This is a genomic window from Pseudarthrobacter sp. 05T312, assembly GCF_056396685.1.
In genome coordinates, this window is the sequence record NZ_JBFTLY010000022.1 from 130173 (window position 1) to 155306 (window position 25134).

Consider the following 25134-nt stretch of genomic DNA (forward strand, 5'->3'; position numbering starts at 1 on the left):
TCATTTCGCCCACAGACCGGAATAGACCATGCCCAAAATCAGCTATCAGACCGAACATCAGGGATCCCAACGACGCCCGCCCGCCTCCTCTGCCACGCGGGTATTGCTGGCCTGTGGCATCACCGCCGGCCCCCTATACCTTCTGGTCAGCTATGCCCAGGCGTTTCTTCGCCCGGGCTTCGACGCGGCACATAACGACCTCAGCGTCCTAGCCAACGGCGACCTAGGCTGGATACAAACCACAAACCTGATCCTCACCGGCGCCCTAACCCTCCTGACCGCCGTCGGATTCCGTCGCGCACTCAACCCCGGACGAGGAGCCACCTGGGGGCCGGTTCTCGTCGGAATCTACGGTGCCGGATTAGTGGGTGCGGGGATTTTCACCGCCGATCCCATGAACGGATTCCCTCAAGGCGCACCTCCCGGACCCCCTACCTCCGGGTCCCTCCACGGGTTTCTTCACTTCGTTACCGCAGGGATTGGCTTTGCCGCCTTCATCGCTGCCTGCTGCGTTATGGCCCGCCGGTTCTACACATCCGAAAACCGGAGGCTCGGAGCATTCTCCCTTGCTACCGGAATCCTCTTTCTCGCCGCCTTCGTCGGCATTGCCAGCGGGTCAACGTCAGCCGTCATCGTTCTTAGCTTCACAGCAGCCGTAGTCCTCGCTTGGACCTGGCTGGCAATAACGGCCGCCCACCTACGACGCAGCCAACCCCTGCCTCCCACCGTCCGCACCAGCTGAGCGAGCCAACCACTAAAAAGCACGATCAACAGCAATTTGACGACTATAGGAGCATCGTCGTAGACACACCAGGGCCAGGGRCGGCGGAGCCCTGCGGAGCCGGCACTGGCCCTAACAGCCGGCCGCGCCAGCGGACGACCGGCAGGGTGAAGCGCAGCGAACCCCAAGCGAGGGGCACCGAGCGCACAACCAGCGCAAAAATCCGGTGTCACCTAGGCTGGTGACCGGTTGACGGGCTCGTGAGGGGAGAACTGGAGTCGATGACGGACAGTCGGCGGGTGGCACCTGACCCTGAGTTCGTCCAGCTGTACCGGGAGGGGACGCCGACATCGAAGATCGCGGCCTGGGCCGGCGTCGCGGAAACGACGGTCCGGTACCACCTGCAGCTCGCAGCGAAGCAGGACCCGGGTATCCGGGGCGAGCACAAAGCGGCGTTGGCGGCGCCGGCACCGCGGACCTCCGAGGCCGGGTTGCGGAACCTTGCCGCCATCCTGGACTTTTATGAGAGCCAGGGGCGGCTGCCGGTCGGGCACGGGAAGACGGCCCGGGAGCGGGCGCTGGGATCATGGCTGGCGAACCGTCGCCGGCAATCCGCCCAAGGGACCCTCTCCCCCGTCTACCGGGACGCGCTGGCCGTCATTCCAGGCTGGGATACGCCCTCGACCCGTAAAGCCCAGGATGCGCAGCGCTGGAAGCAGCGGCTGAAGGAGCTTCAGCGGATCCGCGCCGCCGGTGGCGAGTGGCCCCGCCACCAGAAGACGGACGACCGGGAAGAACGCACCCTGGGGGTCTGGCTGCACCAGCAACGGATCGACTACCGCGCCGGCAGGATGGATCCGGCAAAGGAGGACAAGCTGAACCGGCTCGTGCCGGGCTGGCGGGACGGCCGTGGTCACCGTGGCGGCCGCAGACGCCCGGTCCTCCCCGCCTAGGAGTCGCGGGCGCCTGGCGCGGGCCTGACCGGTTCGGCCAGGCCAGCCCGGGCATGTGGCTTAGGTTTCCTGGTCCTTTCGGGTCTTGGAGGTGGCGCGGTAGGCGGTGATGGAAGCGCCGAGCGCTGCCAGGGAGAGCACGAAGTTGATGATGGTCAGTGGTTCCATGATGGTTTCCTTATCGTTGAGCAGGACTTAGTCTGGGAAGGAGCCGGTGGCCGCAGCCTTGCGGTTACGACCACCGGGTTCGTAGCTACACCTGCTTCCTTGCTTTACGCTTACGCTTCCGAGTTGCCGCTCGGGAGCGTTGGCTCGTTAAGAGCGCGTTCCGCGTGGAGAGCAGAGCGATGAGAGCTGTCATCAGGCTCACGACCGCTGTCGCGAGCTTGATCGCTTCGTCGATGCTCATGTAGCCACCTCCTTCCTGCCCCGCCGTGCGAGGCCCCCGCTGTCGCAGCCGGTCGAGGGTGGGCCGTCAACCCCGAAGAGTGCGCGGGGAATCCCGCGAAATAAGGGAGCCCTGGCGACCGCGTGGGATTGTCCGTGTAAGTGGGTTGATGGGTCGGGCCCCCCGGACGGCTACGATGAGCGGCCTTGTACGGAGAACAACCCAGCCAGATGTAAGGGGAAAAACAAGCATTTACAGGCCGGAGCGCAGCGAAGGACCATCTCCTGGATGCAGCGCAGCGGAGACCACGGCTCTTGGCCCCGGGTTATGCCCATTGGCGGGCAGGTGGAGCCCTCCGCACAGCTCAAAGCTGTCCCCACTGGGTAAAATCCGGTGCCTCGTTGTCGTACCCATCGCCCATGATGGGAGCCGGCGGCCAGCACCATGGCCGCCTTCTATTGGCGTGTCTATTCGTATATATGTTCTAAGGTTGTGGTATGTCCTCCGAAGGTTTTGCGGCCGCGCTGCAGGCGCAGTACGCACGGCGGGCCGCCCCAATCGGGCTGACCGTGGAAGAGCTCGATTTCGAGCACTTTCCGGTCAAGAACGGGCATCCGGGTATCCCGGTGAAGGCGTGGATCCGGTTCCCGAACTGCGCTGAGCTGGTGGACGGTGAGGTCTTCGCCTGGACAGCGAAGGCAGCTGAGGTCACGTGGAAGGACGGGCCGGTGACATACCGAACTTGGGTGTGGAGTTCGGCGGTTACCCGCCGGGAGGAAATGATGAACAGGAATTTGGGAGAGCGGACCCGTGGCAAGAACAGCAAGTGATGAGACCCTGGACGTGCCAGTGCAGGTCCGGTTCACGGCAAAAGGTATTCCCCTGGCCGTCAGGTACGACGGGCGGATTTGGGCTGTCGCCGCGGAACCGGTGCGCTGGTTCACCCGTGCGGACTGGTGGAACACCGCCAAGCGGGCACCTGTCGGGTGCGGTGACCTGGTGAGTGTGGAGCATTGGCAGGTACAGGTCCGCCTAACCTCGACGTCTGCGCTGCGCACGTTCGAGCTGCGCCGAAAGCCGCTGTCGGAGCAATGGTTGCTGGCTGGCATCACAGACGCGGGGGCGGCAGCCGCCTGAACCCCCTTGTGAACGGCTGAAATTCCGACACCAGCGTTCTGTCCCCGTCACGAGTAGGCGTCACACGGTGACGCCTACGCGCCTCTAGAGTTGTCCGGACCTCTCAGCCCACCTTTCATGGGCCGATTGAGCGGTTCAAGCTAACGCGTGGCCAGTAACCAATGCTCGCACCAATGTGGCAACATCCGAGAAGGTCTCCCTAGCCGCCCGTTCGAAGTACCACCGCTGCTCAGGGTGTCCTCCCCCGCACGCGCAGGTCGTCAGAACGGGCTCAGTTGGCAAAGCGATCGCCCGGCCTGGATAACGTGTACATCGCACGTTGGCTGATCCATTTTGCGGTCACGTCGGCGGGGCGGGCTGGATCTCAGAGGTGCCCCCGCATCTCCACAGCCTCTGGCGCCGAAGTGGCTAGTGGCTGAGAATTCGCACAAGTGGGTTAACTGCCCACTCCCCCGGCGGCCTGCCCCTGCACACGCCAGCGACTACCATGGGGGCTGCAGCCGCAGGACCAAACCGTATTCCCTAGTGCTCCCTGGCCGCCGGGCGTTTCCCCCCAATAGCACTTATGCCATAAGACATGCCATAAGTGCTATTGGAGACCACCGCTGGAACTATGGCAGGTAGTACCGCGTGTTGCCACGCTCTAAACATCACCTTGACTCATGTAAACCACCAAGCAACACCCCTAGTTGATGACCATACCTTTCCTCCAACTAAAAACGTTGGCAGGTAGTCACGTTGGTGTGAACATAGCGCGGTGAACCATTCGGGCTGCCTAAATGCACATGGCGGCGCACACGACTGGTCCAATCCGTAGGTCAACTGTTAGATCAACGTCGGCCACAACAGGAGGCAGCGTAGGCGCGCACGTGTAGCGTCCGCTCGCATATATAACGTGACGCGCAACGGTGGGACGCATTCGATAAATTGCGGTGGGCCAAATGCGTGTCACTGCCATCATTCCCGCGGAAGTGCACATAGCGTTGAAAGCAGGACAATATGCACCACACTAAGTAGGAGAGTTACCGGCCGATGGCACGATCTCTGGAAACCCCCGCACCGCCGAAGTCTCATGCAACGCGCGCCATTGACCGTGTGGTCTCCCTAGCGAACGGCAAGGGCGGAGTGGGCAAGACCACGACAGCAGCCAATGTTGGCGGGTATGTGGCCCTGGCCGGATCCCGTGTGCTACTGATCGACCTTGACCCACAGGGCGATTTGGCTCGTGACCTCGGATACGAGCGCCAGACAGGCAGGGAATTTTTTCAGGCCCTCATAACCGGCACGACGCCGATGATCCTACGTGACGTGCGGGACAACCTAGACGTCATCCCCGGCGGCCAAGATTTGGAAGACATTCAGGGACTTATGGTGTCCCGCTCCAGCCGCTCCGATGCAGGCGACTTCGGTGACATGCTCTACGCCGTCCTAGCCCCGTTGGCGGACGATTACGACTTAATCCTGATCGACACCCCGCCGGGGGAGCGGATCCTCGTGGAGGGCGCCTTCGCGATCTCCAGCGCCGTCGTCATCCCTACCCGCTCCGATGATGCGAGTATCGACGGAGTCGAACGCATCGCCCGCCGCTTCATGGCAGTGCGTGACCGCAACCCATCGCTGCAATTGGCCGGCATCGTCCTTTTCGGTGTTGGACCGCGCTCCCTTCGCTTGGAGCGCAGCGTGCGAGAAACTCTGGAAGAAATGCTCGGCACCGTCGCCCCGGTCTTCGAAACCCGCATCAGGAACCTGGAAAGCGCAAGCGCCGACGCCCGTCGTAAGGGCCTGCTCTTTCACGAACTCGAGGGGGCCGTTACCGACGCTCAGAAGAACCGCCTGAAGGCGCTCCGAGCGGGGGAGAAGCCGGCAGACGGCTTCTTTTCACGCAATGCCGGCGGACTGGCTGAAGAGTACGAGCAGTTGACCGGGGAGATCCTCGCCCGCCTGAACGAGATCGAAAGCGGGAACCAAGCATGAGCAGCCGACAGAGTCTTGCCGGGGCATTCGCACCTGTAGCGCCTGCCCGCGGCGCAGCATTGCAAGGGTTGCTGGCTCCAAAGCGGGGGAGGGGCGCACCTACCCCGGAACCCAACCCCAAGGAGTCCCCGGAGGTGCCGGCCCGGGAACCTTCACGGGTGCCGCCAGCGGCCGCACCCGAGCTCGCAAATGCACAGGTGCCTACTGAACAGCCGCGGGCCGATACTCCGCCTGCTGAACAGGCAACTGTTGAAGAGGCGCTGCTTGAGGTAACAGGGGAGCGGGAGGACCCCAAGCCTTCGTCCGTTCAGACCACTAAGGCTACCGCTCGGCAGCGGCCTGCTCCCAAGGAGGCGACCACCGCGGCCAAGGCCTCCGAGTTGGTTCCCGGGGCACTGCGCAACGTAGGGGTGTACCTGCCGCCGGTACTCCTCGCGAAGGTCAAGGATGCCGTCTACCAGGAGCGCACCACATACGCAGACCTGTTGATCGATGCATTCGAAGCCGTCGACGACGAACAGATCGCTAAGGAATTCACTCCCGTGACCACGCTGACCAACTCTGGCATGCCCAGGCGCGCACCACGGAAACGGGGAGAAGCGGGCATTCAGATCCAACTGCGCCTCGACGGAGTACAGGTTGCCTGGCTGGATGAAAAGGTCGCTGAATTTGACGCACCTTCACGTAGCGCGCTGGTATCGACCGTCTTCAAGCTTCATATCCAAGCGGGACGAACTGTAACGGAGTAATGCTGCCTCGAGCGCTATGGCATGCCTTCCAATAGTATTTATGGCATACCTTCTGGCATGAATTGGGCAGCGCAAGGTACTTGGCAGGTATAAATACGACAGCCGACCGGCTGCAAACCTACCGAGTAGGCGACCACCCAAACAGACTTACGCCTGACCACCATGATCCTGGCCTTTACCCCATTCTGTTGAAAGCCATGTCGGACAGCGACCATTCATCAGGGGGCCCCTCAAACCGTTCCCAGGGATAGTCATCATCGGGGGAGAGCAGCTGCGGAACGCAGTCGACGTTCTTTGCGAGCCATTCCCGCCAGATAATCCGGTCGTTGCGATACCGCCGCAACTGGAGGGCCACAGCTTCGAGGACCCCGAACTGTTCGGCGAGCTGCCTTAGCGAGGTGCCAGCGACGATTGACCAGGCCCGGCCTGCACCTCGAGAGACCAAGTTCCAGGCGGCAAGAACCTCCAGGGCTTCGTGCACAGCGGACCGGGACAACCGGGTGACGCGCACGATGTCCGCTGTCACCATGACGGGGGAGTGTTCCAGGGCCTCGTAGACGAACGCGGCGGGCAGCCCCAGTTCCCGAAAAACCGGGCGGAGGGCGTGGATCTTCCCCTTCTGCCAGGAGGCGTATTCGGCGGCTGTCTTCAGCTCTTCCGGAACGGTCAGCATGTAAAGATCGCCCTTGGTTCCACGGGCTTCTTCAACGAGGGTGATCAGGGGATCCTTTTCGCCACGTAGTTCCCGCAGGTGCAGGCCGACTGTGGTGTGGTCGAGGCCTGTGGCGACCGCTATAGACCGGACGCCGAATTCGATAAACCGGGAAGCTGTCATGTGTGCTGCTTCCCCCAACGCCCTAAGCACCATCCGTCGTGCCATTCCTGTCCTGGATTCCTGGTAGCTCACCTCCCTAATGCGCAGGGCATTGCGCCAGCTTCGGATGAACCGATGCTCCGCATCGGGGTTAGAAATTGGAGGAATCCCTTTTACCCCTGCCGCCTGTGTATTTAGCTGGCTTGTGGGGGATCTACGGACATTGTTATTCCGGTCGGTTTCTGCGGGCTTTTTTCTCAAGTAGCTGAGGGCTTTCATCCAGTCCCGGCGCAGGGCCGGGAGCCGGTGACGAGCTGCGTACCGGGCGTAGAAGGAGGCGAGTCCAGGCCAGGTTCCCTGAAGCATGCGGCGCTCCACGTCGACGAGCTCGAGGCCTGCGGCCGCGGCGCCGACGATGACTGCCTGGCGCGCGTGCGAGTCTGAGGCGTACCGGTTGGTGTCGTACATGCCGGTCTGGGCGAGTACCTGCATGGCACGGGACATGCAGCCCACGGGGTGGTCCACGACGGGTGCAGAGAAGGTTCCCGGGGCGAAGGTCTCTTCCTGGCGGAGTGCCCTGACGGCTTTGATCTCGGCGGACAGATCCTTGGTCATAGCGGCCCACACCGCTGCGCCGTTCGGCCGACGGGCGACGTCATAGGCCATGGACAGGCTCATCGCCAGTTCCTGGTGGCCGCCTCGCTTGTGCGGTGAGCCGGGGGTTCGCATGCAGCCGTGGAGCAGGTTCTGGTGCGGGGTCTTGTCCAGGGTCCGGTACCGGGTGCCCAGCGCCTCGACAAGATCACGCGCTTCGGAGAAGGTGACCCGCTGCGCCAGCGGGACGTAGACGTGGCGGCCGCCGTTGGGGGAGTAATCCTCAATCCACCGGGCCCCGACCGAATGCAGCCAGGTCTGGACGGCGCGGACGTCCGCCTGGACCCAGTCTGTACCTGCTACCGAGGAGTCAAAGTCGAGGAAGATCGCCGCACAGGTGCCGTCTTTGCCAAAAATTCTCACGGCCGCGGGCAAGGAAGGGAGTGTTTCGGTTAGGTTCCGTTCGTGGCGTTGCGGGTAGGTCTTGCCCCCATCCCGCGACAACCGTACGCGCGGCTGACCGGCCAGTAATGGTGTTAGTGCTGCCCAAAGGGTGGCTGGGTCATCTTGCTGTCCTGACACGCCAGAAGTGGTGTGTGATGGCAGCACGGAGACGTGCTGATGTACGATGTCAGTAATCCTTTCGGGGATTGAGGTACGAAAAAGGATCGATCCTGCCAGATCGGTTTTATAGCAACACAAAGGATGGCCGTTTTAGGCCTTCCACGACTTACAATCTGATCCGCCGGCAAGCAATCCAGAAGGTAAGTCTCAAGCTTCGAAGGCCCGCCTAGTGCGGGCCTTCTTTTGGTTATGAGGCCATGCGGATGGGCAACTCCTGCTGATAGTCATCCCGGTCGAGTGCGGCCAGGTCTTCCTTGAGCTGTGGCTCGACAACGGACAGAAGGTATTCCGTAACGGTCAGGCCCTTGTGCGCTGCTACCTTGGCGATACCGTCAGCGGTTGGTTCCGGTGAGCGGAAACCAATGAACTTACGCAGCCCCTTGCTAGGACGCCCGCCGCCTCGATTTACTGCTACTGCCGTCATTTGCTGTGTCCTTTGATTTTGTAGCCGCCTAAGCCGCTACAGCTTCATCGTTGTGGTGCCCGCCCCGCAGAATCACAGGATGATCCTTCGCGACTGCTCCGAAACTATCACCGGGCTAGCAGCCGTCTGGGGATTTGTTTTCAGAAAACGGCAGCGTGTCGCTTGTGTGACTTTGACCGGGCCATCCGTTCCTCCCATCAGCTCCATGCCATCCATACATGACTCACCTCCGCAGCCATCTTAGACATGTCTAACGCAATGGTTAAAGCAGGCGGCTCAATCGGTGACAATGGAAGTATGGAAAAATTTGAGCGACGACCCCATGTCGATGCGGCTGGCAGCTACAGACGTGCAGTCATGTTCGACCTCGCCGAAGAATTTGAGATCGGCTTTTTCCTCTCGTACTACCGAAACTTCTCCATTCCACACATTGCTCAAGTACTTGCCCAGACCGGGGAGGTACATGCGAGGCCTTCCAAGCGCTCGATGGACACCGCGATCGTGATGTACGAGCTGATCGAGGATGGATTTGATGGAGCTCGGGGGCAGGCAATGGTGGACCTACTCAATAGAGTCCATAAGGGGATCAGAGGAACAAACGATGATTTCTTATATGTCCTGACGACGTTGCTGGTCGTTCCCATACGCTTCTGCGATGCTCACGGCAGACGGCGAACGACTATGGCTGAACGCCAAGCAGCAACTGATTTCTACGCAGAGTTGGCCAGGCGCATGCATATCGGTCACCCGTTTACCACATACGAGCTGGCAGCCCAGTTCCTGGACGACTACGAGGAGCAGTATTCTGCACCAAGTGACGCGGGCGCGAGCCTTATGGCTTCCACGATGAGCCTATTTAGAGATCGCCTCGCACGCCCACTCGCGCCGCTGGCCGCGCCGGTTCTGTCCACACTGTTCGATGACCGCCGATTAAGCCGTTCGTTGGGGCTTCCGGTACCCCATCCGGTTATGAGGATTGCAGTCACCTTGGGCCTTCGAGCCCGGGCCGCCCAGCTTCGTCGGCGCCCACCTCGAAGGCAGTCTCGATTTAATCCTGGCAAGGCAGGCAGTGGCGTATACCCTAGTGGCTACTCCCTGACTGAACTGGGACCGCACCGCCGTGCCAACTAGAAGCAAAGCCTTCCGTTGTGCCAAACAGGCTGCGAAACGGCGGCTTCAGGAGCTACCCCTACCGCAAGAGCTGTCACTGGAGACGCTTCAAGCAGTAGTGGAGCGGGAGCGAGACATCAGCATCGCACTAAGGCCGGCTGACTCCAACAACGACCCCCTCATAACAGGAAGTGTCCTCTTCACGGACAGCCACGCGATCATCACTTATCCGGGAGATGCAAGCCCTCACCGTAAAATCAAGATCCTCTGCCACGAGTTCGCGCACCTTTTGTTCGCTCATGAACAAATGGGTCCAGCGGGACGAGTACCGGACGATATGGCGAGGATGCTCGAATTGCTGGACCCGGAGATGATACAGGCGCAGCTGCTTCGGCGTCGCTGCTTCGATAGTCCGGATGAGCTTGAAGCGGAAGTTTTAGCTGACATGCTATCGGTACGGCTTACATGGTCTTCAGCTCTTCGCGCGGCCACTCCCGACTCATTTGGCCGTGTCTTTGGATGAACGACTGGATTCCTGCAGTCATACTTTGGTGTCTCACCTTAGTTCGACTTCCGACTATTCGAATTCGCGAGGCACTTCCTGCCTTCCTTGGAGCACTGTTTGCCTCGGTTGCCTTTACTCTTTACGTCCCCTCGGTGTATCTGGCTGTTGATCACGTGCTCGGTGGAGGCAATGCGGTTGCCGTCGTCCTGTCGGAATTCGTAGTTGCGGCGCTCTGGCAAATCCAACGGTCACTCCAAGTGGCTACTTCCCCTTCTACTGCAGCATGTGGCAAGGCGTGGCGCGGCTGGTGGGCGATCTGCTCTACCGCGATGCTCCTGACATTTCCCTGGTGGAATGCCCCGCATTCCACCCGTTGGGTTGTAAGCGTATACGGCGCCCAGCCGGCGCTTCTTCTCTTCCAAGCATTCGCGGTGGCCTTCATAATGACCGTGAGCATCAGTGCGCTGAAAATTTGTCTGCCCCGGCTAACGCAAATGAGAGGTCTTTTTCGCTCAGGCTTCAGCATGGTACTTGCAGGATTCGCGCTGGCTCTCGCGTTAGGAGGGCTGCGACTGTTTGGAAACTTTCTCGAACCAGGTTCCGAGCCAAAGGCGGCAATCGAATGGCTCTATGAAACGGCCCAGCAAGTGATTGTCATCCTGGTTTCGTTGGGTCTCTCCTTGCCTCGCCTTGCAGCCGTAGTACAGCGGCTAGCCCTTACCCTGAAGGCGGCAAAAATGCTCCGTCGGATTCAACCGATCTGGTGGAAGCTTGCATCGTCCGAGATGGACCTGGTGATTGATTCAAAGCGGTACTCCAGAGCTGAGTTCTTGACAATCAAAAGCGTCGCGCGTTTGCAACGACGCATATCAGAGATCCGGGACAGCGAGATTCGGGCTCTGACCCGAGGCTACGTAATGGATACTCAAAGTGCAGAAATAGTTAGACAAGCTGAGACACTTTTGTACGACTACGCCGATGGCGCCACCAATAGCAAGAAAGCAGCGATGCGTTGATAGCCAGGAACAGCCCCTACGCAGAGCAACGCCGTGCCGAGCTTGCCCGTCGGCTCCGAGTGCTGCTGGACGTTGTTGTTGCAGAGGGTGGGAGGCCCTATGAATTCGTAGACATTCAATCAGCTTTGGCGGCCAAGGGGGTAAAACTCTCACGCGCGCGGTGGTACTACATGCGTGATGGGGATGGTCCTTTAGTTACCGACACCGCGCTGCTTGAGGCTCTGGCAGAATTTTTTGGTGTCCCTGGTGCATATCTCACGGATCCCGGGTCAGAAATGCCGGCGCGGGTGGAAGCTCAACTGGAGCTCCTGAAGACCATGCGGAAGAACCAAGTGAAATCCTTCGCTCTCCGAGCGCTCGGTGAGGTCTACGACGCAGAAAGCGTAAGGTCTCTCGAAAAGCTCATAGACAGCGCCTTAGACGACAAAAAATAGCTTCTTTCCTAGAAATATTAGGCTCCTATGCATGGTAGCGTTAGACATGTCTACAGACATGAATAAGTGTAGGGGTCGCTAGCTGGAGCTGCTCTTCAGCTCTTACCTATGAACAGATCAGCGATAGGCAAATGAGGTTTGCTGGATTCTGCTAATCGGGCCATCTGCAACATGTCGGAAGCGATTGCCACCGGCAAGGGGCTCCCGCAACGCGATCACTGCACTACGGCACAAGAAGGGGCTCGAAGCCGTGGAGACCAAAGGACTGTCTATTGGCCTTATCGTGCTGGTTCCCGTCATCCCCCTTGCGCTCGTCTTTTCCGTCCTTTTACTGCTTTCACCAGCGAGGGCCGCCGCTGCCGACTGTGGCCCGACAGTCTCGGTGGCGATCAACGGCGATACAAAGGTCGATGGTTACTCCCAGGAGCAGTTGAAGAACGCTGCGGTGATCATGGGTGCTGGCAAGGCGCTGAATCTGCCTGTGAAGGGCCAGATGGTCAGTGTCATGGTCGCCTTGGGGGAGTCCGGCCTGCGTGTTCTCGACCGCGGCGATGCCGCCGGGCCGGATTCCCGCGGTTTGTTCCAGCAGCGCGGGAACGGTGCGTGGGGCTCGTACGCGGATCGGATGGACCCGACCATCAGTGCGACGAACTTCATCAAGGCGCTGCAGAAGGTTGACGGCTGGGAACTGCTGGAGCCGACCATTGCCGGTAACAAGGTCCAGCGCAACGCGGACCCGTACCACTACCAGAAGTACTGGCCCGAGGCCGTGAAAATCGTCCAGGCACTCTCTAACGGCAAGTTCTCCCTGGAAGGCAGCGGCTGCGCCATTCCCGGGCAGTCCGGTGCCGGGGATGACTACCCGTGGAAAAACTCACCGACCTGGGTGCAGGCCGGCACGGGCCCGGCCGTGTCCTCGCCGCTGGGCATGTTCTACCGCGAATGCGTGGACTTTGCGCTGTGGCGGGTGAACCAGCAGATGGGGTCCACCAGCGCACCGTTCAAATTCCTCAACGGCACCTTCCGCCCGGACGGTCAGAAGCTGGGTTCTGCGCTGACGTGGAAGGCCGGCTGGGACTCCAAGGGCTGGGCCACCGGCAATACTCCCCGGGTCGGCGCGGTCGTTTGGTACGGGCCCGGGGCTGGGGGAGCGGACCCGACCTATGGCCACGTCGCCGTCGTCAAGGAAGTCAAGGACAACGGGACCTACGTCGAAGAGGGCTACAACGGCAACCCGCCCCCGGATGACCACAACTACTACACCCGGACGGTCAGCAACACGGTCCCGTCAGCCTTCCTGTACCTGCCCATCCAAGAGGAGAAGAAGTGAAAAAATCCACGGCACTGACCGCGGCGGTCCTGCTGTGCACGGCCTGCGCACCGGCAGCGAACACCACACCGGCCCCGGCGACCAGCACGGCCGTCACAGCCTCGGCGCCGGTCTCCCTGAGCGCGGGCAGCGGCCCGCAGGCCCCCGACGGCACCGTCCCGGCAACCATCGGCATCAGCTGGGATCAGGCCAGCAAGGAGGCCGCCGTAGACACCGCCCAGAAGGCCATGTCGGACTTCGCCCGCCCGGGCGTGGAGGACAGGAAGTGGGCCAATGACCTCGCCCGCTGGCTCACGCCGCAGGCGACCGCCGACTACGCCGCTGTGGATCCGGCCAATGTACCCGCCACCCGGGTCACCGGCCCTGCGACGCTGACAGTCGATGAGGCAAACGGCTACGGCGTTCTTGCAGCCGTTCCCACCGATGCCGGGACCTACGCCGTGCAGCTGCTTCGCACCGGCCCGCAGGCCCCGTGGAAGGTCAATCGGCTCGCCCCGCCCGCCTCGTAACCGCCCGCACCTCGCCAACCCCGTCAACGTAAGGAATCAGGTTTCATGAGCACTACACCAACAGAGGTCCTGGCCTTTCCGAACATCAAGGCCATCATCAGCGGAAACGGCACCGCCGAGGTCGTCGTCGCCGGCAACTCGCGCCTCGTCCCGGCAGGGGAGACGCTGCAGGATCTGCGCGACAACGCCCTGGCCCTTGTCGTGTCCGAAGCCAGGACGTTGCAGCGTCCCGTCCGGGTCCGCATCGAGGATCCGGAAGGCCATGGCGAGCTGATCGTTCACCCGGGCGGCAGCGTCGAATCCGTCTCCTACGAACCTCGGGTCGCCCGCCGCCGCACGGGCGGACCCGCCAGCACGCCCGGTGCGGCCGCCGTCGAATCCACCGACACCACTCCAGCGGCAACGCCTGCCGTGAAGCCTGAACCCGCCCAGCGAACTGTGGAACGCCAGCCATGGCCGCCCCTTCCAGCAGAGACAGCGTTGGCCGAGGATGTGGCTCCGGCCGTCGACGCGGCACCCGAGCAGGCTGTTGCAGCAGATGCGCCGGTGACCCGACGTAGTTTGAAGGAGACCTCCTTCCTCGTCAGCGCCCCGGTACTGGAGCCCGCCACGCGGGGCTGGCGCGGGACCCTGACCCGGATGGGCTTCCGGATGGATCCCTCGGAGGAGGAGCTGTCCGAGCGGGAAGACATCCGGGCCGTCAGCCAGCACTGGCCCGGCCCGCGGACTATCGCCGTGGTCAACCGCAAGGGCGGGGCCAACAAGACCCCCACGGTGGTCATGCTTTCGGCGATCCTTGCCCGCTACAGCGGCGCGGCAACGGTGGCGTGGGACAACAACGAGTCCCAGGGCACCCTGGGATGGCGGACCGAGAAAGGTGCGCACGACCGCAGCGTCCTGGATCTGATCGATTCCTCCACCGAGCTGCTGTCCCCGTCCACGAACGCGGCCGAGATCGCCAAGTTCGTCCACCACCAGACCGCCGACAAGTTCGACGTGCTGCGCTCGGATGAGAACGAAGAAGGCGACCACGAGGTCACCGCCGAGGAAGTGGACATCGCCCACCAGGTCCTCACCCGCTACTACCGTCTGGTCATCATGGATTCCGGCAACACCGCCCGTGCAGCGAACTGGCGGCGGATGATCGACCACACCAACCAGCTCGTCGTCCCGGTCACCGCCATCGAGGACCGTGCAGAAGCAGCACGGCTGACGCTGCAGACTCTCGAATCCCGTGGTAGCCACGACGCCGAGCTGGCACGCAACGCGGTCGTGATCGTCTCCGAATCCACCGATGCCAAGCGCAGCATGACCGGAGACGCCCTGAAGCGGGCCAAAGCCGAGGCACAGCGCATCGCGGACGGCTTCGAGCCCTTCGTCCGCGCCGTCGTACGTATCCCGTACGACCCCGCCCTGGTCAATGGGCCCATCCGTTACGAAGCCCTCCAGCCCGCGACCCAGCGGGCATGGCTCGCGGCGGCGGCCGCCGTCGCCAAAGGCTTCTAGAACGGTCCCACGGAACGTACGAGTTGAGAGGAGGAACCGTGCAACAGACGCTGAACCCTTGGGTTTCCCGCCCCGCAGCGGGTGAACCGGCACAGGAAACACTGGCTGTGGCTGCTCCGCCGGCGGCGCCCATCAGCGCGCCGCTGCGGGGCATGGTCCAGCCAGACGCGGCAGACCGATTGGCGGCCCGCAGCATGGCTGGCACAGCCCGTCTCTGGGTTGTTGGCACCCATGGGGGAGCGGGTGAAAGCCGGATCGCTGACCTTATCGAGTTTGCCCGGTCCACGGATCATTGCTGGCCTGTTCTTACGAGCGGCGGTAAGCCGCGGGTGCTGCTTGTCTGCCGGGCAGACATGCGGGGCCTGACAACTGCCAGGAACGCGCTCACGCAGTGGGCGTCAGGCGCGGCCCCGCAGACGGACCTGCTTGGACTCGCCGTCCTGGCAGACGCCCCGGGAAAGACACCCAAAGCACTCCGGGACTTTGCCGCCCTCGTAAGCGGCGGAGCACCCCGGCTCTGGACTCTGCCCTGGGTTGACGCATGGCGGCACACCGACGCCACCGAACTGCCAACCGTCCGCGAGTACCAGCGCTTCATTACCGACGTGACCGCCCTGGGCACGGCAACCAATCACTGAAAGGTCTCACCATGAACACGTTCACTGCACTCCCCATCAGCGTCATTCCCAACCCCACCCCCGTTGTCCCCGCGCAGGCCGGCGGCCTGCTGACCATCCTGAACTGGGCCTCCGGCATCGGCCTGGTCCTCGGCGTCCTGGGCGTCATCATCGTCGGCATCGGCATGGTTATCCAGCTCCAGCGCGGTGAAGGCGCACAGGCTATCGGCAAGCTCGGCTGGGTCCTCATGGGCTGCATCATCATCACCGGTGCCGCAGGCATCGTCCGCGCTTTCGTCTAAACCAGCACCATCAACGGGAGGTTCCGCATGAGGCAGTCAACAGAGAGCACCACCGAAAGCAATCCGTTCACCAGGCCCGGATTCATTATCGCGGCCGCACTGGTGGTCGCACTGGTTGCGGCAGGGATCGTCATCTTCCTTCTGCCCAAGGGGCAGAGCGATGCCCGCCCCATACCGGACACGGCGGAATCCGCTTCAGCTGCAGCAAGTGTCAGTCCCGCACGTGCAGACAAAAGCATCTGTGGGCTGCCTTCTTCTTTTGACACAGCCCTAGGAAAGGCTCCCCAATCCAAGTGGGAACTGGTCGGCCGCATGGCTGCACCGACTGAGCCCACGACTTCCGGCCCAGGTTTGACCGACGCCAGCGGCTTCCGCTCATGCTTTGCACACTCACCGACTGGAGCACTCTATTCTGCGGCGAACGCCGTCGCTCTCGGTTCCTCCGCTCAGGACGAGGTCAAGCTCGCGGAGCGGCTACTGGTACCGGGCCCTGGCAGAGATGCGGCCATCAAGGCCGCGACAACACGAAGTTCATCGACTGAATCCAATCAAAGCGCACAAATCAGGGGCTTCATCATGAAGTCCTACAGCCCCACTGAGGCCGATGTTGATTTGGCCTTTCAGCTCCAAAACGGGGCCTTGGCGCACAGCGTCCTCTCGCTGCGGTGGGTGGACGGGGATTGGAAGGTTAAAGCCTCAGATGATGGCCAGATATTCACCGGCACCGCCCAGCTCACTGATCTGAGCGGCTTCATTGCCTGGTCTGGGGTATAAGCGATGGCTGACTGCAAACTGGGGGACATCACGTGCGTTGCCGGCAACGTGGTATCGGGAGCCGTGGACGACGCTATAACCAACCTGGGAAAAGCCATCACTGAAGGCATGAGCCAGATGGTGACGACGTTATCCACGTTCTGGGTTTCCATGCCGACCGTGAACCTGACCAGTGAGGACGGATCAGCAGCGAGTCCTGTGGTATCCGCCGTGAACAGTGAACTGATGCCCTGGACTCTGGCCCTGGCCGTCCTTGCCGTAATTATTGGCGGCATCCGGATGGTTTGGGAACAGCGCGGGGCGCCCTTAAAGGATTTGCTTCGGTCACTTCTCACACTCACCCTGGTTTCAGGACTCGGTCTGGGAGTCATCGCCATATTGGTGATCGCAGCCGATGTCTTCGCGGCCGCGATCATCCAGCGGTCCACGGATGGTAAGGGTTTTGCCGAGGCAATGAATGGCCTGGTTATGACCGGTCAGAGCGGTATCGCCCGGTTCATTCTGATCGTTCTGGGCCTGGTTGGTCTGATCGCATCTTTGGTTCAGATAGTACTGATGGTTGTCCGCAGCGGCATGCTGGTGATCCTGGCGGGCATCCTGCCCACCACGGCCGCATTCACGAACACAGAGATGGGCAGGCAATGGTTCCAAAAGGCCGTCGGGTGGACTATCGCCTTCATCCTTTACAAGCCTGCAGCGGCCATCGTGTATTCGGTCGCGTTTCTACTGATGGGCAACACCAGCGGCCGTGACGCTCTGGTGGGTTCCATCAGCGGGTTCACGTTGATGATCGTGGCGTTGTTCGCGCTTCCAGCCTTGATGCGGTTCGTCACCCCAATGGTCGGAGCCGTTGCCTCCGGCGGTGGCGCGGCAGCTGGGGCCGCGGTGGGTGCTATTGCAACCGGGGCTGTCTCCATGGGCCGTCCCGGCAGTGGGCGAGGTAACGCAACACCGATGCCGGCCAGCAGCAACAGCACGACCAACACCCACACGGGCCGCTCTCCAAAGGGCAGCGCTGGTTCTTCGGGCCCACGGGGTGGGGGAGGGCAGCCGACGCCCGGCGCTACAGGCCCGGGCGGAGCGGCCGGTAAAGCCGGCACTGCGGGAGCGGCAGCACCCGCCGGAAACGCTGCAGCCACGACCGGGGCCGCAACTACCGGCCCGGCAGGCATGGCCGTAGCCACGGGTGTACAGGTGGCGTCCAGGACATCAGAGGCAATCAAGACGACCGCGCAGGATTCAACGGGGGAGGGCCCCAGTGGCAGCAATTAACACCGAATACAAGGAACGGTCCTACGGTAACTGGCGCGTTCCGCGTTCAGCCGGCCTTGCAAACTTTAGTGCCATCGCGACCGGCATCGCTGTGGTGGGCCTCCTCTTAACCATCATCAGCTTCATGATCTGGGGGCTTCTAACGGGCCTGTTTGTCTTCTTCACAGTCGAGGGGTTGGCCTTGCTCATCTCCGTTAAAGACAAACACGGCCAATCAGCTGTGGATCGGTTGGCCACCAAAATGAACTTTCGACTCGCTCGGTCCTACCGGACGAACCTCTACCGCTCAGGCCCTCTCGGTGTGACGGAGTGGGGTATGTACCAGGTCCCCGGCCTTGCTGCGAAGTCCACCCTGTACGAGTTCACGGACTCTTACAAGCGCCCCTTCGCAATGCTGCACGTACCGGCCACCAGCCACTTCACCGTGATCTTCTCCACCGAACCGGACGGGGCTTCGCTAGTGGACCCGGAGCAGGTTGATGCCTGGGTAGCGAACTGGGGCGGTTGGCTCGCCGGTTTGGCCGACGAGGCCGGCCTGGACGCCGCGGCCGTCACCGTTGAAACCGCTCCGGACTCCGGGTACCGGCTGCGGAACGAAGTCATGATGAACATCGACCCGAACGCCCCGCAGTTCGCCAAGGACATGCTTCACGAGGTCGTCCAGACCTACCCGCAAGGATCGGCCACGGTCCGGGCCTGGGTGTCCCTGACCTTCAACGCCTCCCTACGAGCAGGGGCGAAAAAGCGCACCCCGGAAGACGTTGCCCGCGACCTGGCCTCCCGGATCCCGGGCCTGTCGGCACGACTCCAGTCCACCGGCGCGGGGATCGCCAGTCCCATGTCCGCACAGGAACTCTGCGAGGCCGTCCGGATCGCCTACGACCCGCCCGCGGCGCTGATCATCGACGAGGCCCATGCGGCCGGCAGCCCGGTATCGCTGACCTGGGACGAGGTCGGCCCGACCGCGACGCAGGCCAGCTGGGACGACTACCGCCACGACTCCGCTTTCTCTGCCTCCTGGACCATGACGGGAGCACCGCGCGGGTCAGTGAACTCCTCCGTGCTGTCACGGCTGCTGGCCCCGCACGGTGATATTGACCGCAAACGCATCTCCCTGCTCTACCGCCCGATGGACTCCGCCAAGGCAGCAACCATCGTTGAAAGGGATCAGAACAACGCCAACGTCCGCATCACCTCGGGCACCCGGCCCACGGCCCGCGCCCTGGTCGATGCCCGCTCGGCCGTGCAGACCTCTCAGGAAGAAGCTCAAGGTGCGGGATTGGTGAACTTCGGCATGGTCGTCACCGCCACGGTGACCGACAAGGAACGCCTGTCGGACGCGGTCGCAGCCATTGAACAGGCCTCCGGTACCGCCCGCGTGCTGCTGCGCCGCGCCTACGGCTCACAGGACACCGCCTTCGCCGCGTCCCTGCCCCTGGGGCTGGTCCTGCCCAAGCACAGCATGGTGCCCACCGAGATAAAGGACGCACTCTAATGGCCCACCTGAAGCTTTTGACAGCAAAGAAGGCAAAGACAGTAAAAGCCCCGGTAAAGGAAGCAGGGCCGGGCTCGCGGGGCTGGACCGGGCGGGGCGGCGGTATGGCGCAACTGCTCCCGGCCGTCCGGGAGTACCGGGGAACGACGGTGCAGGTCTGCGGGCTGTGGCCGTTCTCCTCCGGCGCATCGTCTCCCATGATTGGGGTGCCGCTAGGCCGGCATGAGGAAACCCAGGCCACAGTCTGCTGTGACCCAATCAGCTGGTTCCAGCGCGCACGCCTGATTTCCAACCCCTCTGCGTTCATCCTCGGCAAGCCTGGCCTCGGGAAATCCACGGTGGTGCGGCGGATGTTTATCGGGCTCTCCGCCCAAGGCGTGCATCCCCTGATCCTGGGAGACCTCAAAGGCGAGCACGTCAAAGCCGTCAAAGCCCTCGGCGGGCAGGTCATCAAGCTCGGCCGCGGAGTCGGCTACATGAACATCCTCGATCCCGGCCAGGCCGTCGAAGCGGCCCAGCTGCTCGAAGACAGCGGCCACCACGAGGATGCGGCCAGGGTCCGCGCCGACGCCCACGGCCGGCGCCTCACCATGGTCGTCTCCCTCATCACCATCAGCCGCAACAACCCGCCCACGGACCAAGAGCAAACGATCCTGGACCGTGCCCTGCGCGTCCTCGATGAACGCTTCGAGGGCGTCCCGGTTCTGAAAGACCTGCTGGACGTAATCGTCTCCGCCCCGGACGAGCTGCGCCAGGTCGCGCTGGACCGCGGGGACATGAACATCTACCTGCAGGAGACCCGAGCCCTTGAGGCAACGCTGCTGGGTCTGACCGGGGGAGGGAAGCTGGGCGAAATCTTCTCCCGGCAAACCACCAACCCCATGAAGCGTGACCGCGCCGTGGTCTTCGACGTCTCCAGCATCGATGAGACCGAAACCGATCTGCAGGCAGCTGTGTTGCTGGCCTGCTGGTCCTACGGCTTCGGTACCGTGAACGTCGCCAACGCCCTCGCCGACGCGGGCCTGGAGCCGCGCAGGAATTACTTCGTTGTCCTGGATGAGCTGTGGCGGGCACTGCGGGCCGGCAAGGGCATGGTTGACCGGGTGGACGCTCTCACCCGTCTCAACCGGTCCGTCGGCGTCGGGCAGATCATGATCTCCCACACCATGTCCGACCTGCTGGCATTGCCCGCCGAAGAGGACCGGATGAAAGCCCGGGGATTCGTCGAACGCTCCGGCATGGTTATTTGCGGCGGCCTGCCCGCCTCCGAAATGCCGCTGCTGACCTCCGCCATACCGTTGTCCCGGCAGGAACAGCAAAAGCTCATTTCCTGGCAGGACCCGCCCGCCTGGGACTCCCGGGGTATTGACGTCGAACCGCCAGGGCGTGGGAGGTTCCTCATCAAGGTCGGCGGCCGTCCCGGAATTCCGGTCCAAGTGGGCCTGACCTCCGTGGAGCACGGCCCGGACGGGGTCAACGACACCGACGGGAAATGGCACGGATCCCCGGAAGCCATCCTCGACCCGGCCACACCCATCATGCCAACTGAAGGAGGCTCGCTGTGAGCGCACCGAACCGCAAAGGCATGGGGCTCGGTGACGCCATCCTCGTATGGCTGGCCATCGGCTTTATCGTCGTCTTCGGCGGCGGCACGTACGCCGCTGTGCACCTCGGGTCTTGGATGGCCGGCATCGACGCGCCTCCTGCCCACCCCGTTGACCTGATCACTGGGCTCATCAAGGGCAAGGTGCCGTGGCCGCCCCAGGCCACCGTCGTCGTCTGTGTGTTGATCGGACTGGTCCTGGCGCTTGCCGTCGTCGTCCTGATGGCGTTGCGGCAGGGTTCGTCCAAGCGCGCCCGCGTGGACAAGGCCGCCCGCTACCTTGGCCGGGGCAAGTCCCTGGCCGCGTTCTCCGACAAGGGAGCCCAAGCTAAGGCCGAACGACTGGGCATCAAGGACAACCCCGGCATCGTCGTCGGCAAGGTGGTCTCCACCGGGCAGAAATTCGTCCAGTCCTGGGAAGACCTCAGCCTCGACATCTGGGGACCACGGACCGGCAAGTCGACCTCCCGGGTGATGCCCGCGATCCTGGACGCCCCCGGCGCTGTGGTCTCGACATCCAATAAGCGTGACGTCGTGGACGGAACCCGTGGCGTCCGCGAGGCCACGGCCGCGGTGTGGGTGTTCGATCCGCAAAAGATCGCCCAGGAAGAACCGGACTGGTGGTGGAACCCCCTCTCCTACGTCACCGACGAAGAGAAGGCGTACAAGCTCACCCAGCACTTCGCGGTGGGTTCCCGGGTGCCGGGGTCAAAGCCCGATGCCTACTTCGACCCCAAAGCAGAAGACATTCTTTCCTCCTACTTCCTCGCGGCAGCACTGGGCGGCCTGCCGATCACGCAGGTCTACCTGTGGGTGACGGAGCAGGTCAGCCAGGAACCCATCGAAATCCTCCGTGAGCATGACTACGAGCTGCAGTACAAGGGACTGGAGTCCACGCTGAAACTCGCCGACAAACAGCGAGACGGTATCTTCGGCACCGCCGAGAAGATGATCCAGTGCCTCAAGAGCCGCAACACGCTCCGCTGGGTCGCCCCGACAGGCGGCGCAAGCGTCGCAAGTGATGCGCGACGTCAGTTCAACCCACACGCCTTCGCTGCCTCCCAGGAGACCATCTACATCCTCTCCAAGGAAGGGGCAGGCTCAGCCGCCCCACTCACCACGGCACTGACAGTAGCCATTGCCGAAGCGATGGAGGAACGGGCCGAGCGCAGCGGCGGCCGACTGCCCAAGCCGGCCCTGTTCGCCCTAGACGAGCTGGCCAACGTAGTTCGCTGGGCCGGCCTGCCGGATCAGTTCAGCCACTACGGCTCCAAGGGCCTGATCGTCATGGGCATCCTGCAGTCATGGTCCCAGGGCGTCGAACTCTGGGGAGAAGCGAACATGCGCAAGATTTGGTCCGCCGCGAACGTCAAGGTCTACGGCGGCGGTGTCGCCGAAGAAGGCTTCCTCCGCGCCCTCTCTGACCTGATCGGGGATTACAGCTACATCAACGTCTCCGTCTCATCCGGGAAGTCCGGGTCCAGCCGCTCCCGGCAGGAAAGCAAGGAACGGATCTTCGACGTCTCCAACCTCGCCGAACTGGACCGCGGCCGCGCCGTCGTCCTAGCCTCCGGTGCACCAGCCACATTGGTCCGGACAATGCCCTGGTACACGGGGCCGCACAAGGACGCTGTGGAAGCGTCCATCACGAAGTACAGCCCGCAGCCGGAGCAAGAACAGGTACCGGTGGCAGCGGCGGCGGCCGCGAATCCGTCGGTGACCGGATAGGGGAGTAGGCCATGACGATAGACATCGGGCGCTTCGGTGAATCTCCCAGTCCGGACGCACAGGAGGCTAGCCCTGATGGCGGCGAGCAGCAGAAGCCGCCGGAGCTTGTCTACGGCTCGGCCGAAGAGTTCCTGCACGAGCAGCTGCTGCCCACCTATGTCCGCGATGTCGACGGTCGGGCAGCGAAGTGGTGCCTCGAATGGTATTTCCACCCGGAGGCTGTCTGCCGTGTGGAAGCGCTGTGGCGTGCCTGGGAACATCTCAGGCTCGACGGGGCCACTGGCATGAGCGTCTGGTTCAAAGACCACGCAGACCACCACATGAGCGTGCTCCTGGATCCGCGCGGGCCGTTCTACAAATGCGACATGCAAAAGCACCGCGGCCCCGAACACCTCGAACCAAAGAAGGCCCCAGCCGGCTGGTTTCCGGACGTGCGGAGTATTCCCACCTAGAAACGGGCAGCTACAGGATGAGGGCGGCGCAATAAATTAAGTCGAGGCTGGAATCTGTTATAGATCCCAGCCCCGACTTTTCTTTGTTTCGGCCCTAGTGAGCGGCTTCGTACTTCTCTACGACTTCCGCTTGAATACGGCCACGAGTATTGACCTGGATCCCGTTCTCAACTGCCCACATCCGTACCGCTTTAGCATCCGGCCCGCCCTGGGGGGACTTCGTCCTGCCCACCGCCGCCGAACGACCACGTCCACCGGATACCTTGCGTCCAGCGTCGGTAAAACGGCTCAGGGCTCCGCGGAGTTCATTCGCGTGCGCCTCGTTTAAATCAATCACGTATTCACTGCCGTCGAGGGCGAAAGATATCGTTTCGCTCGCTTCCGAGCCATCAATGTCATCTTCCAGAACCACGACTGTCTTTTTCGCCATAAGCCAAGGTTAACAGCATGATGAACGAACGGATGCTTCACTCGAGAGAGGATCATTCGCTCAGCCGATCAGACCAATCACGACGACGGCCGACTTGCGAATTCGATGGGCAATAGTGAAGACGCCCACACGGCCTATCGGCTCCCAGGAAGCGAGCAGTTTGGGTCAACCGGGTAACGGCTGTGGACGCCTATGGCGCCCTTTGCAAGCTCTCCAAGAGTTGAACGGTATGTAGTGGCAAGCGTCCGTCCTTTGGGCCCTGCAATTTGCAGCCTGGAGCACGGGTTGGTTTCAGGCGGCAGTCTTATTTTTCTACTGAGGCCATGTAGCTCTTGAGTATCCGCTCGCGCTTTTCGAGTTGCTCCTGCAGCTTTTCACGAAGCGCAGGTGACCCACTCAGCGACTTTCGGTACTCATCAACGGCTTTCCGAATCTCCGCTGCGAGGCTTGTCTCATTCGCCTCCGCAAAAATTCTTAGCTCAGTTAGGGCTTCTTCGCTGAGACGCACACTCGTTAGCTGATCAGCCATCCGGGGTTCCTCCATTCCTAATTACCTGCATGCGGGACTAACTGGGATACATAGTACATCGCATGCTCGTGCAGCTCAACACTCGCGATTTCTGTAATCGCGGCATCGCACATGTCACAACCAGAGGCCTTGCCAAGCCGATCCCTTGGCTACAGAATCAAAACTGTTGTTACTCATGCTGACGGTGGTGCGGATGGGAAGGATGCTACGTGGCGAGTGTCGAGTTTGAGGAACTTCTTTTGGAGGCCGCTGAGACCACCGTTCGGCACTTGCAGGCAAGTGATGGCATGGAACGCATCACGATCGCTGAGGGCCAATTTCACAGCGGGGACGATCCCATTCGGGTGGACGAGGAGGCGCACTCCGTTTTCGATAACGCATTGCTCCGCGCGGAGGAGCGGTATGGAAGACGGACAATCTATGCCATTGCTGGCGAAGAGAAGCTAGCTACCATTCCAGACGACCTTAACCCTGGAGTTCGGGTCGTAATCGTGGATCCACTCGACGGCTCTGCACAGTGGTCCATGCTTCGCTCTGCATTTTGCGTGGCAGCCTACAGTCTCATTGCTGACGGCAACGGCAAGTTGCGCCTAGAGTGCGCCGTCATCACCGACACCAGCCGATACTACGTATGGAGCAAATTCAGGGGAGTGCGCATGGGATTGCGCGGCGACAGTCCTGATCGACGCATTCGTCTAGATGCGATCGTCGACGAGAATGGGTACGACACGCCAAGCATTGCTTTTACGGGCTTCAAACCAAAGGATAGAAGCGCGCTCCTCAGCGTAGCGACATCCTTCGATGAGTGGAACATAATTACAATTGGCGGGAATCCTGTCACCCCATATGTTCTTACGGGAAGCCTTACTGCAGCTGTAACGCTTCGACCCCAAGCCACTTGGGACGCGGTGGCAATCTTAATGGCTACCCAAACTGATGCTGTGGTAGGTGCGCTAGACGGAACAATAGCGAACCCATATTCATTTCAGGACATATTCCAAGAGGTAGCACTGACTGGGAACGTCCGGCGAGTGCCTGCGATGATTGTTGCCAAGAACCACCGCAGATTTGAGGAGGTTGTTGAACGACTGGGCCCTCTCGCGGATGAAGGACTAATTGTCTCGCCCTTCTCGGGAATTTGACG

The 25134-nt window shown here is 62.0% G+C and carries 26 protein-coding genes; 21 read left to right on the forward strand and 5 right to left on the reverse strand.

Features of this window, described 5'->3' with window-relative positions; translation table 11 throughout:
- Positions 1-28: 28 nt before the first annotated feature.
- Entirely contained in the window at positions 29-742 is a 714-nt protein-coding gene (locus AC1DIP_RS20240) for a DUF998 domain-containing protein (protein ID WP_284987855.1), read from the forward strand.
- 278 nt (positions 743-1020) lie between these two features.
- Complete coding sequence (locus tag AC1DIP_RS20245) at positions 1021-1674, forward strand: helicase associated domain-containing protein (protein WP_441859933.1); 654 nt, start codon at positions 1021-1023, stop codon at positions 1672-1674.
- Between the two features lie 253 nt (positions 1675-1927).
- Here AC1DIP_RS20245 and AC1DIP_RS20250 read toward each other — a convergent pair whose 3' ends face one another.
- Positions 1928-2083 (reverse strand): hypothetical protein, encoded by a 156-nt coding sequence (locus AC1DIP_RS20250; RefSeq protein WP_441859934.1) that lies wholly within the window; start codon positions 2081-2083, stop codon positions 1928-1930.
- A 476-nt stretch (positions 2084-2559) separates the two neighbouring features.
- Between AC1DIP_RS20250 and AC1DIP_RS20255 the strand changes: the two genes are divergently transcribed.
- The 4 genes from AC1DIP_RS20255 to AC1DIP_RS20270 all read left to right on the forward strand — a co-directional run bounded on the left by AC1DIP_RS20255 (position 2560) and on the right by AC1DIP_RS20270 (position 5922).
- Entirely contained in the window at positions 2560-2892 is a 333-nt protein-coding gene (locus AC1DIP_RS20255; protein ID WP_477734869.1) for a hypothetical protein, read from the forward strand.
- On the forward strand, positions 2873-3199 hold the full coding sequence (locus tag AC1DIP_RS20260; protein ID WP_477734870.1) for a hypothetical protein: 327 nt from the start codon (positions 2873-2875) through the stop codon (positions 3197-3199). Before AC1DIP_RS20255 ends, AC1DIP_RS20260 begins: the two co-directional genes overlap by 20 nt.
- Positions 3200-4231: 1032 nt before the next feature.
- On the forward strand, positions 4232-5173 hold the full coding sequence (locus AC1DIP_RS20265) for a ParA family protein (protein WP_477734871.1): 942 nt from the start codon (positions 4232-4234) through the stop codon (positions 5171-5173).
- A gap of 197 nt (positions 5174-5370) precedes the next feature.
- Complete coding sequence (locus AC1DIP_RS20270) at positions 5371-5922, forward strand: hypothetical protein (RefSeq protein ID WP_477734872.1); 552 nt, start codon at positions 5371-5373, stop codon at positions 5920-5922.
- Between the two features lie 175 nt (positions 5923-6097).
- On the opposite strand, the gene AC1DIP_RS20275 is transcribed toward AC1DIP_RS20270, so the two are convergent.
- Complete coding sequence (locus tag AC1DIP_RS20275) at positions 6098-7939, reverse strand: MarR family transcriptional regulator (RefSeq protein ID WP_477734873.1); 1842 nt, start codon at positions 7937-7939, stop codon at positions 6098-6100.
- A gap of 202 nt (positions 7940-8141) precedes the next feature.
- Entirely contained in the window at positions 8142-8378 is a 237-nt protein-coding gene (locus tag AC1DIP_RS20280; RefSeq protein ID WP_026264817.1) for a hypothetical protein, read from the reverse strand.
- 297 nt (positions 8379-8675) lie between these two features.
- Between AC1DIP_RS20280 and AC1DIP_RS20285 the strand changes: the two genes are divergently transcribed.
- The 14 genes from AC1DIP_RS20285 to AC1DIP_RS20350 all read left to right on the forward strand — a co-directional run bounded on the left by AC1DIP_RS20285 (position 8676) and on the right by AC1DIP_RS20350 (position 23031).
- Entirely contained in the window at positions 8676-9509 is an 834-nt protein-coding gene (locus tag AC1DIP_RS20285) for an oxygenase MpaB family protein (protein ID WP_477734874.1), read from the forward strand.
- A 498-nt stretch (positions 9510-10007) separates the two neighbouring features.
- The gene (locus AC1DIP_RS20290; RefSeq protein WP_477734875.1) at positions 10008-11009 is read left to right on the forward strand and encodes a hypothetical protein; all 1002 of its coding nucleotides are present in this window, start codon (positions 10008-10010) and stop codon (positions 11007-11009) included.
- The gene (locus AC1DIP_RS20295) at positions 11006-11443 is read left to right on the forward strand and encodes a hypothetical protein (protein WP_477734876.1); all 438 of its coding nucleotides are present in this window, start codon (positions 11006-11008) and stop codon (positions 11441-11443) included. Before AC1DIP_RS20290 ends, AC1DIP_RS20295 begins: the two co-directional genes overlap by 4 nt.
- 250 nt (positions 11444-11693) lie before the next feature.
- On the forward strand, positions 11694-12773 hold the full coding sequence (locus tag AC1DIP_RS20300) for a CHAP domain-containing protein (protein WP_477734877.1): 1080 nt from the start codon (positions 11694-11696) through the stop codon (positions 12771-12773).
- Entirely contained in the window at positions 12770-13282 is a 513-nt protein-coding gene (locus tag AC1DIP_RS20305) for a hypothetical protein (protein ID WP_477734878.1), read from the forward strand. The genes AC1DIP_RS20300 and AC1DIP_RS20305 overlap by 4 nt, the downstream gene beginning before the upstream one ends.
- A 45-nt stretch (positions 13283-13327) precedes the next feature.
- The gene (locus AC1DIP_RS20310; protein ID WP_477734879.1) at positions 13328-14788 is read left to right on the forward strand and encodes a MinD/ParA family ATP-binding protein; all 1461 of its coding nucleotides are present in this window, start codon (positions 13328-13330) and stop codon (positions 14786-14788) included.
- A 38-nt stretch (positions 14789-14826) separates the two neighbouring features.
- Positions 14827-15426, forward strand: a complete 600-nt coding sequence (locus AC1DIP_RS20315; RefSeq protein ID WP_477734880.1) for a DUF6668 family protein — start codon at positions 14827-14829, stop codon at positions 15424-15426.
- A gap of 11 nt (positions 15427-15437) precedes the next feature.
- Positions 15438-15707 carry a hypothetical protein gene (locus AC1DIP_RS20320; protein WP_477734881.1) on the forward strand — a complete coding sequence of 90 codons (270 nt, stop codon included), beginning with the start codon at positions 15438-15440 and terminating at the stop codon, positions 15705-15707.
- 27 nt (positions 15708-15734) lie between these two features.
- Positions 15735-16481 (forward strand): DUF8175 domain-containg protein, encoded by a 747-nt coding sequence (locus AC1DIP_RS20325; protein ID WP_477734882.1) that lies wholly within the window; start codon positions 15735-15737, stop codon positions 16479-16481.
- A gap of 3 nt (positions 16482-16484) precedes the next feature.
- Complete coding sequence (locus tag AC1DIP_RS20330) at positions 16485-17753, forward strand: TrbL/VirB6 family protein (protein WP_477734883.1); 1269 nt, start codon at positions 16485-16487, stop codon at positions 17751-17753.
- Positions 17740-19248, forward strand: coding sequence for an SCO6880 family protein (locus AC1DIP_RS20335; protein WP_477734884.1), 1509 nt, complete (start codon positions 17740-17742; stop codon positions 19246-19248). The genes AC1DIP_RS20330 and AC1DIP_RS20335 overlap by 14 nt, the downstream gene beginning before the upstream one ends.
- Positions 19248-20813: a helicase HerA domain-containing protein gene (locus AC1DIP_RS20340; RefSeq protein ID WP_477734885.1), complete on the forward strand. Its 1566-nt coding sequence runs from the start codon at positions 19248-19250 to the stop codon at positions 20811-20813. Before AC1DIP_RS20335 ends, AC1DIP_RS20340 begins: the two co-directional genes overlap by 1 nt.
- A complete protein-coding gene (locus tag AC1DIP_RS20345; protein ID WP_477734886.1) occupies positions 20810-22579 on the forward strand; it encodes a type IV secretory system conjugative DNA transfer family protein in 1770 nt (589 codons plus the stop codon). Before AC1DIP_RS20340 ends, AC1DIP_RS20345 begins: the two co-directional genes overlap by 4 nt.
- Positions 22580-22590: 11 nt before the next feature.
- A complete protein-coding gene (locus AC1DIP_RS20350; protein WP_477734887.1) occupies positions 22591-23031 on the forward strand; it encodes a DUF4913 domain-containing protein in 441 nt (146 codons plus the stop codon).
- 94 nt (positions 23032-23125) lie between these two features.
- Here the strand turns inward: AC1DIP_RS20350 and AC1DIP_RS20355 are convergent, their stop codons facing one another.
- Both AC1DIP_RS20355 and AC1DIP_RS20360 read right to left on the reverse strand, forming a co-directional pair.
- Positions 23126-23461 (reverse strand): histone-like nucleoid-structuring protein Lsr2, encoded by a 336-nt coding sequence (locus tag AC1DIP_RS20355; protein WP_477734888.1) that lies wholly within the window; start codon positions 23459-23461, stop codon positions 23126-23128.
- A 304-nt stretch (positions 23462-23765) separates the two neighbouring features.
- On the reverse strand, positions 23766-23990 hold the full coding sequence (locus tag AC1DIP_RS20360; protein ID WP_477734889.1) for a hypothetical protein: 225 nt from the start codon (positions 23988-23990) through the stop codon (positions 23766-23768).
- 209 nt (positions 23991-24199) lie between these two features.
- On the opposite strand from AC1DIP_RS20360, the gene AC1DIP_RS20365 reads away from it, so the two are divergent.
- Positions 24200-25132 carry an FIG domain-containing protein gene (locus AC1DIP_RS20365; RefSeq protein ID WP_477734890.1) on the forward strand — a complete coding sequence of 311 codons (933 nt, stop codon included), beginning with the start codon at positions 24200-24202 and terminating at the stop codon, positions 25130-25132.
- The last annotated feature ends 2 nt before the right edge of the window (positions 25133-25134 follow it).

What these genes read in the sequence shown, in the direction of transcription:
- AC1DIP_RS20240 (WP_284987855.1), top strand. Translation starts at nt 29, where the DNA reads ATGCCCAAAATCAGCTATCAGACCGAACATCAGGGATCCCAACGACGC.
- AC1DIP_RS20250 (WP_441859934.1), bottom strand. Translation starts at nt 2,083, where the DNA reads ATGAGCATCGACGAAGCGATCAAGCTCGCGACAGCGGTCGTGAGCCTG.
- AC1DIP_RS20255 (WP_477734869.1), top strand. Translation starts at nt 2,560, where the DNA reads ATGTCCTCCGAAGGTTTTGCGGCCGCGCTGCAGGCGCAGTACGCACGG.
- AC1DIP_RS20265 (WP_477734871.1), top strand. Translation starts at nt 4,232, where the DNA reads ATGGCACGATCTCTGGAAACCCCCGCACCGCCGAAGTCTCATGCAACG.
- AC1DIP_RS20280 (WP_026264817.1), bottom strand. Translation starts at nt 8,378, where the DNA reads ATGACGGCAGTAGCAGTAAATCGAGGCGGCGGGCGTCCTAGCAAGGGG.
- AC1DIP_RS20285 (WP_477734874.1), top strand. Translation starts at nt 8,676, where the DNA reads ATGGAAAAATTTGAGCGACGACCCCATGTCGATGCGGCTGGCAGCTAC.
- AC1DIP_RS20290 (WP_477734875.1), top strand. Translation starts at nt 10,008, where the DNA reads ATGAACGACTGGATTCCTGCAGTCATACTTTGGTGTCTCACCTTAGTT.
- AC1DIP_RS20310 (WP_477734879.1), top strand. Translation starts at nt 13,328, where the DNA reads ATGAGCACTACACCAACAGAGGTCCTGGCCTTTCCGAACATCAAGGCC.
- AC1DIP_RS20320 (WP_477734881.1), top strand. Translation starts at nt 15,438, where the DNA reads ATGAACACGTTCACTGCACTCCCCATCAGCGTCATTCCCAACCCCACC.
- AC1DIP_RS20325 (WP_477734882.1), top strand. Translation starts at nt 15,735, where the DNA reads ATGAGGCAGTCAACAGAGAGCACCACCGAAAGCAATCCGTTCACCAGG.
- AC1DIP_RS20330 (WP_477734883.1), top strand. Translation starts at nt 16,485, where the DNA reads ATGGCTGACTGCAAACTGGGGGACATCACGTGCGTTGCCGGCAACGTG.
- AC1DIP_RS20340 (WP_477734885.1), top strand. Translation starts at nt 19,248, where the DNA reads ATGGCCCACCTGAAGCTTTTGACAGCAAAGAAGGCAAAGACAGTAAAA.
- AC1DIP_RS20350 (WP_477734887.1), top strand. Translation starts at nt 22,591, where the DNA reads ATGACGATAGACATCGGGCGCTTCGGTGAATCTCCCAGTCCGGACGCA.
- AC1DIP_RS20355 (WP_477734888.1), bottom strand. Translation starts at nt 23,461, where the DNA reads ATGGCGAAAAAGACAGTCGTGGTTCTGGAAGATGACATTGATGGCTCG.
- AC1DIP_RS20360 (WP_477734889.1), bottom strand. Translation starts at nt 23,990, where the DNA reads ATGGCTGATCAGCTAACGAGTGTGCGTCTCAGCGAAGAAGCCCTAACT.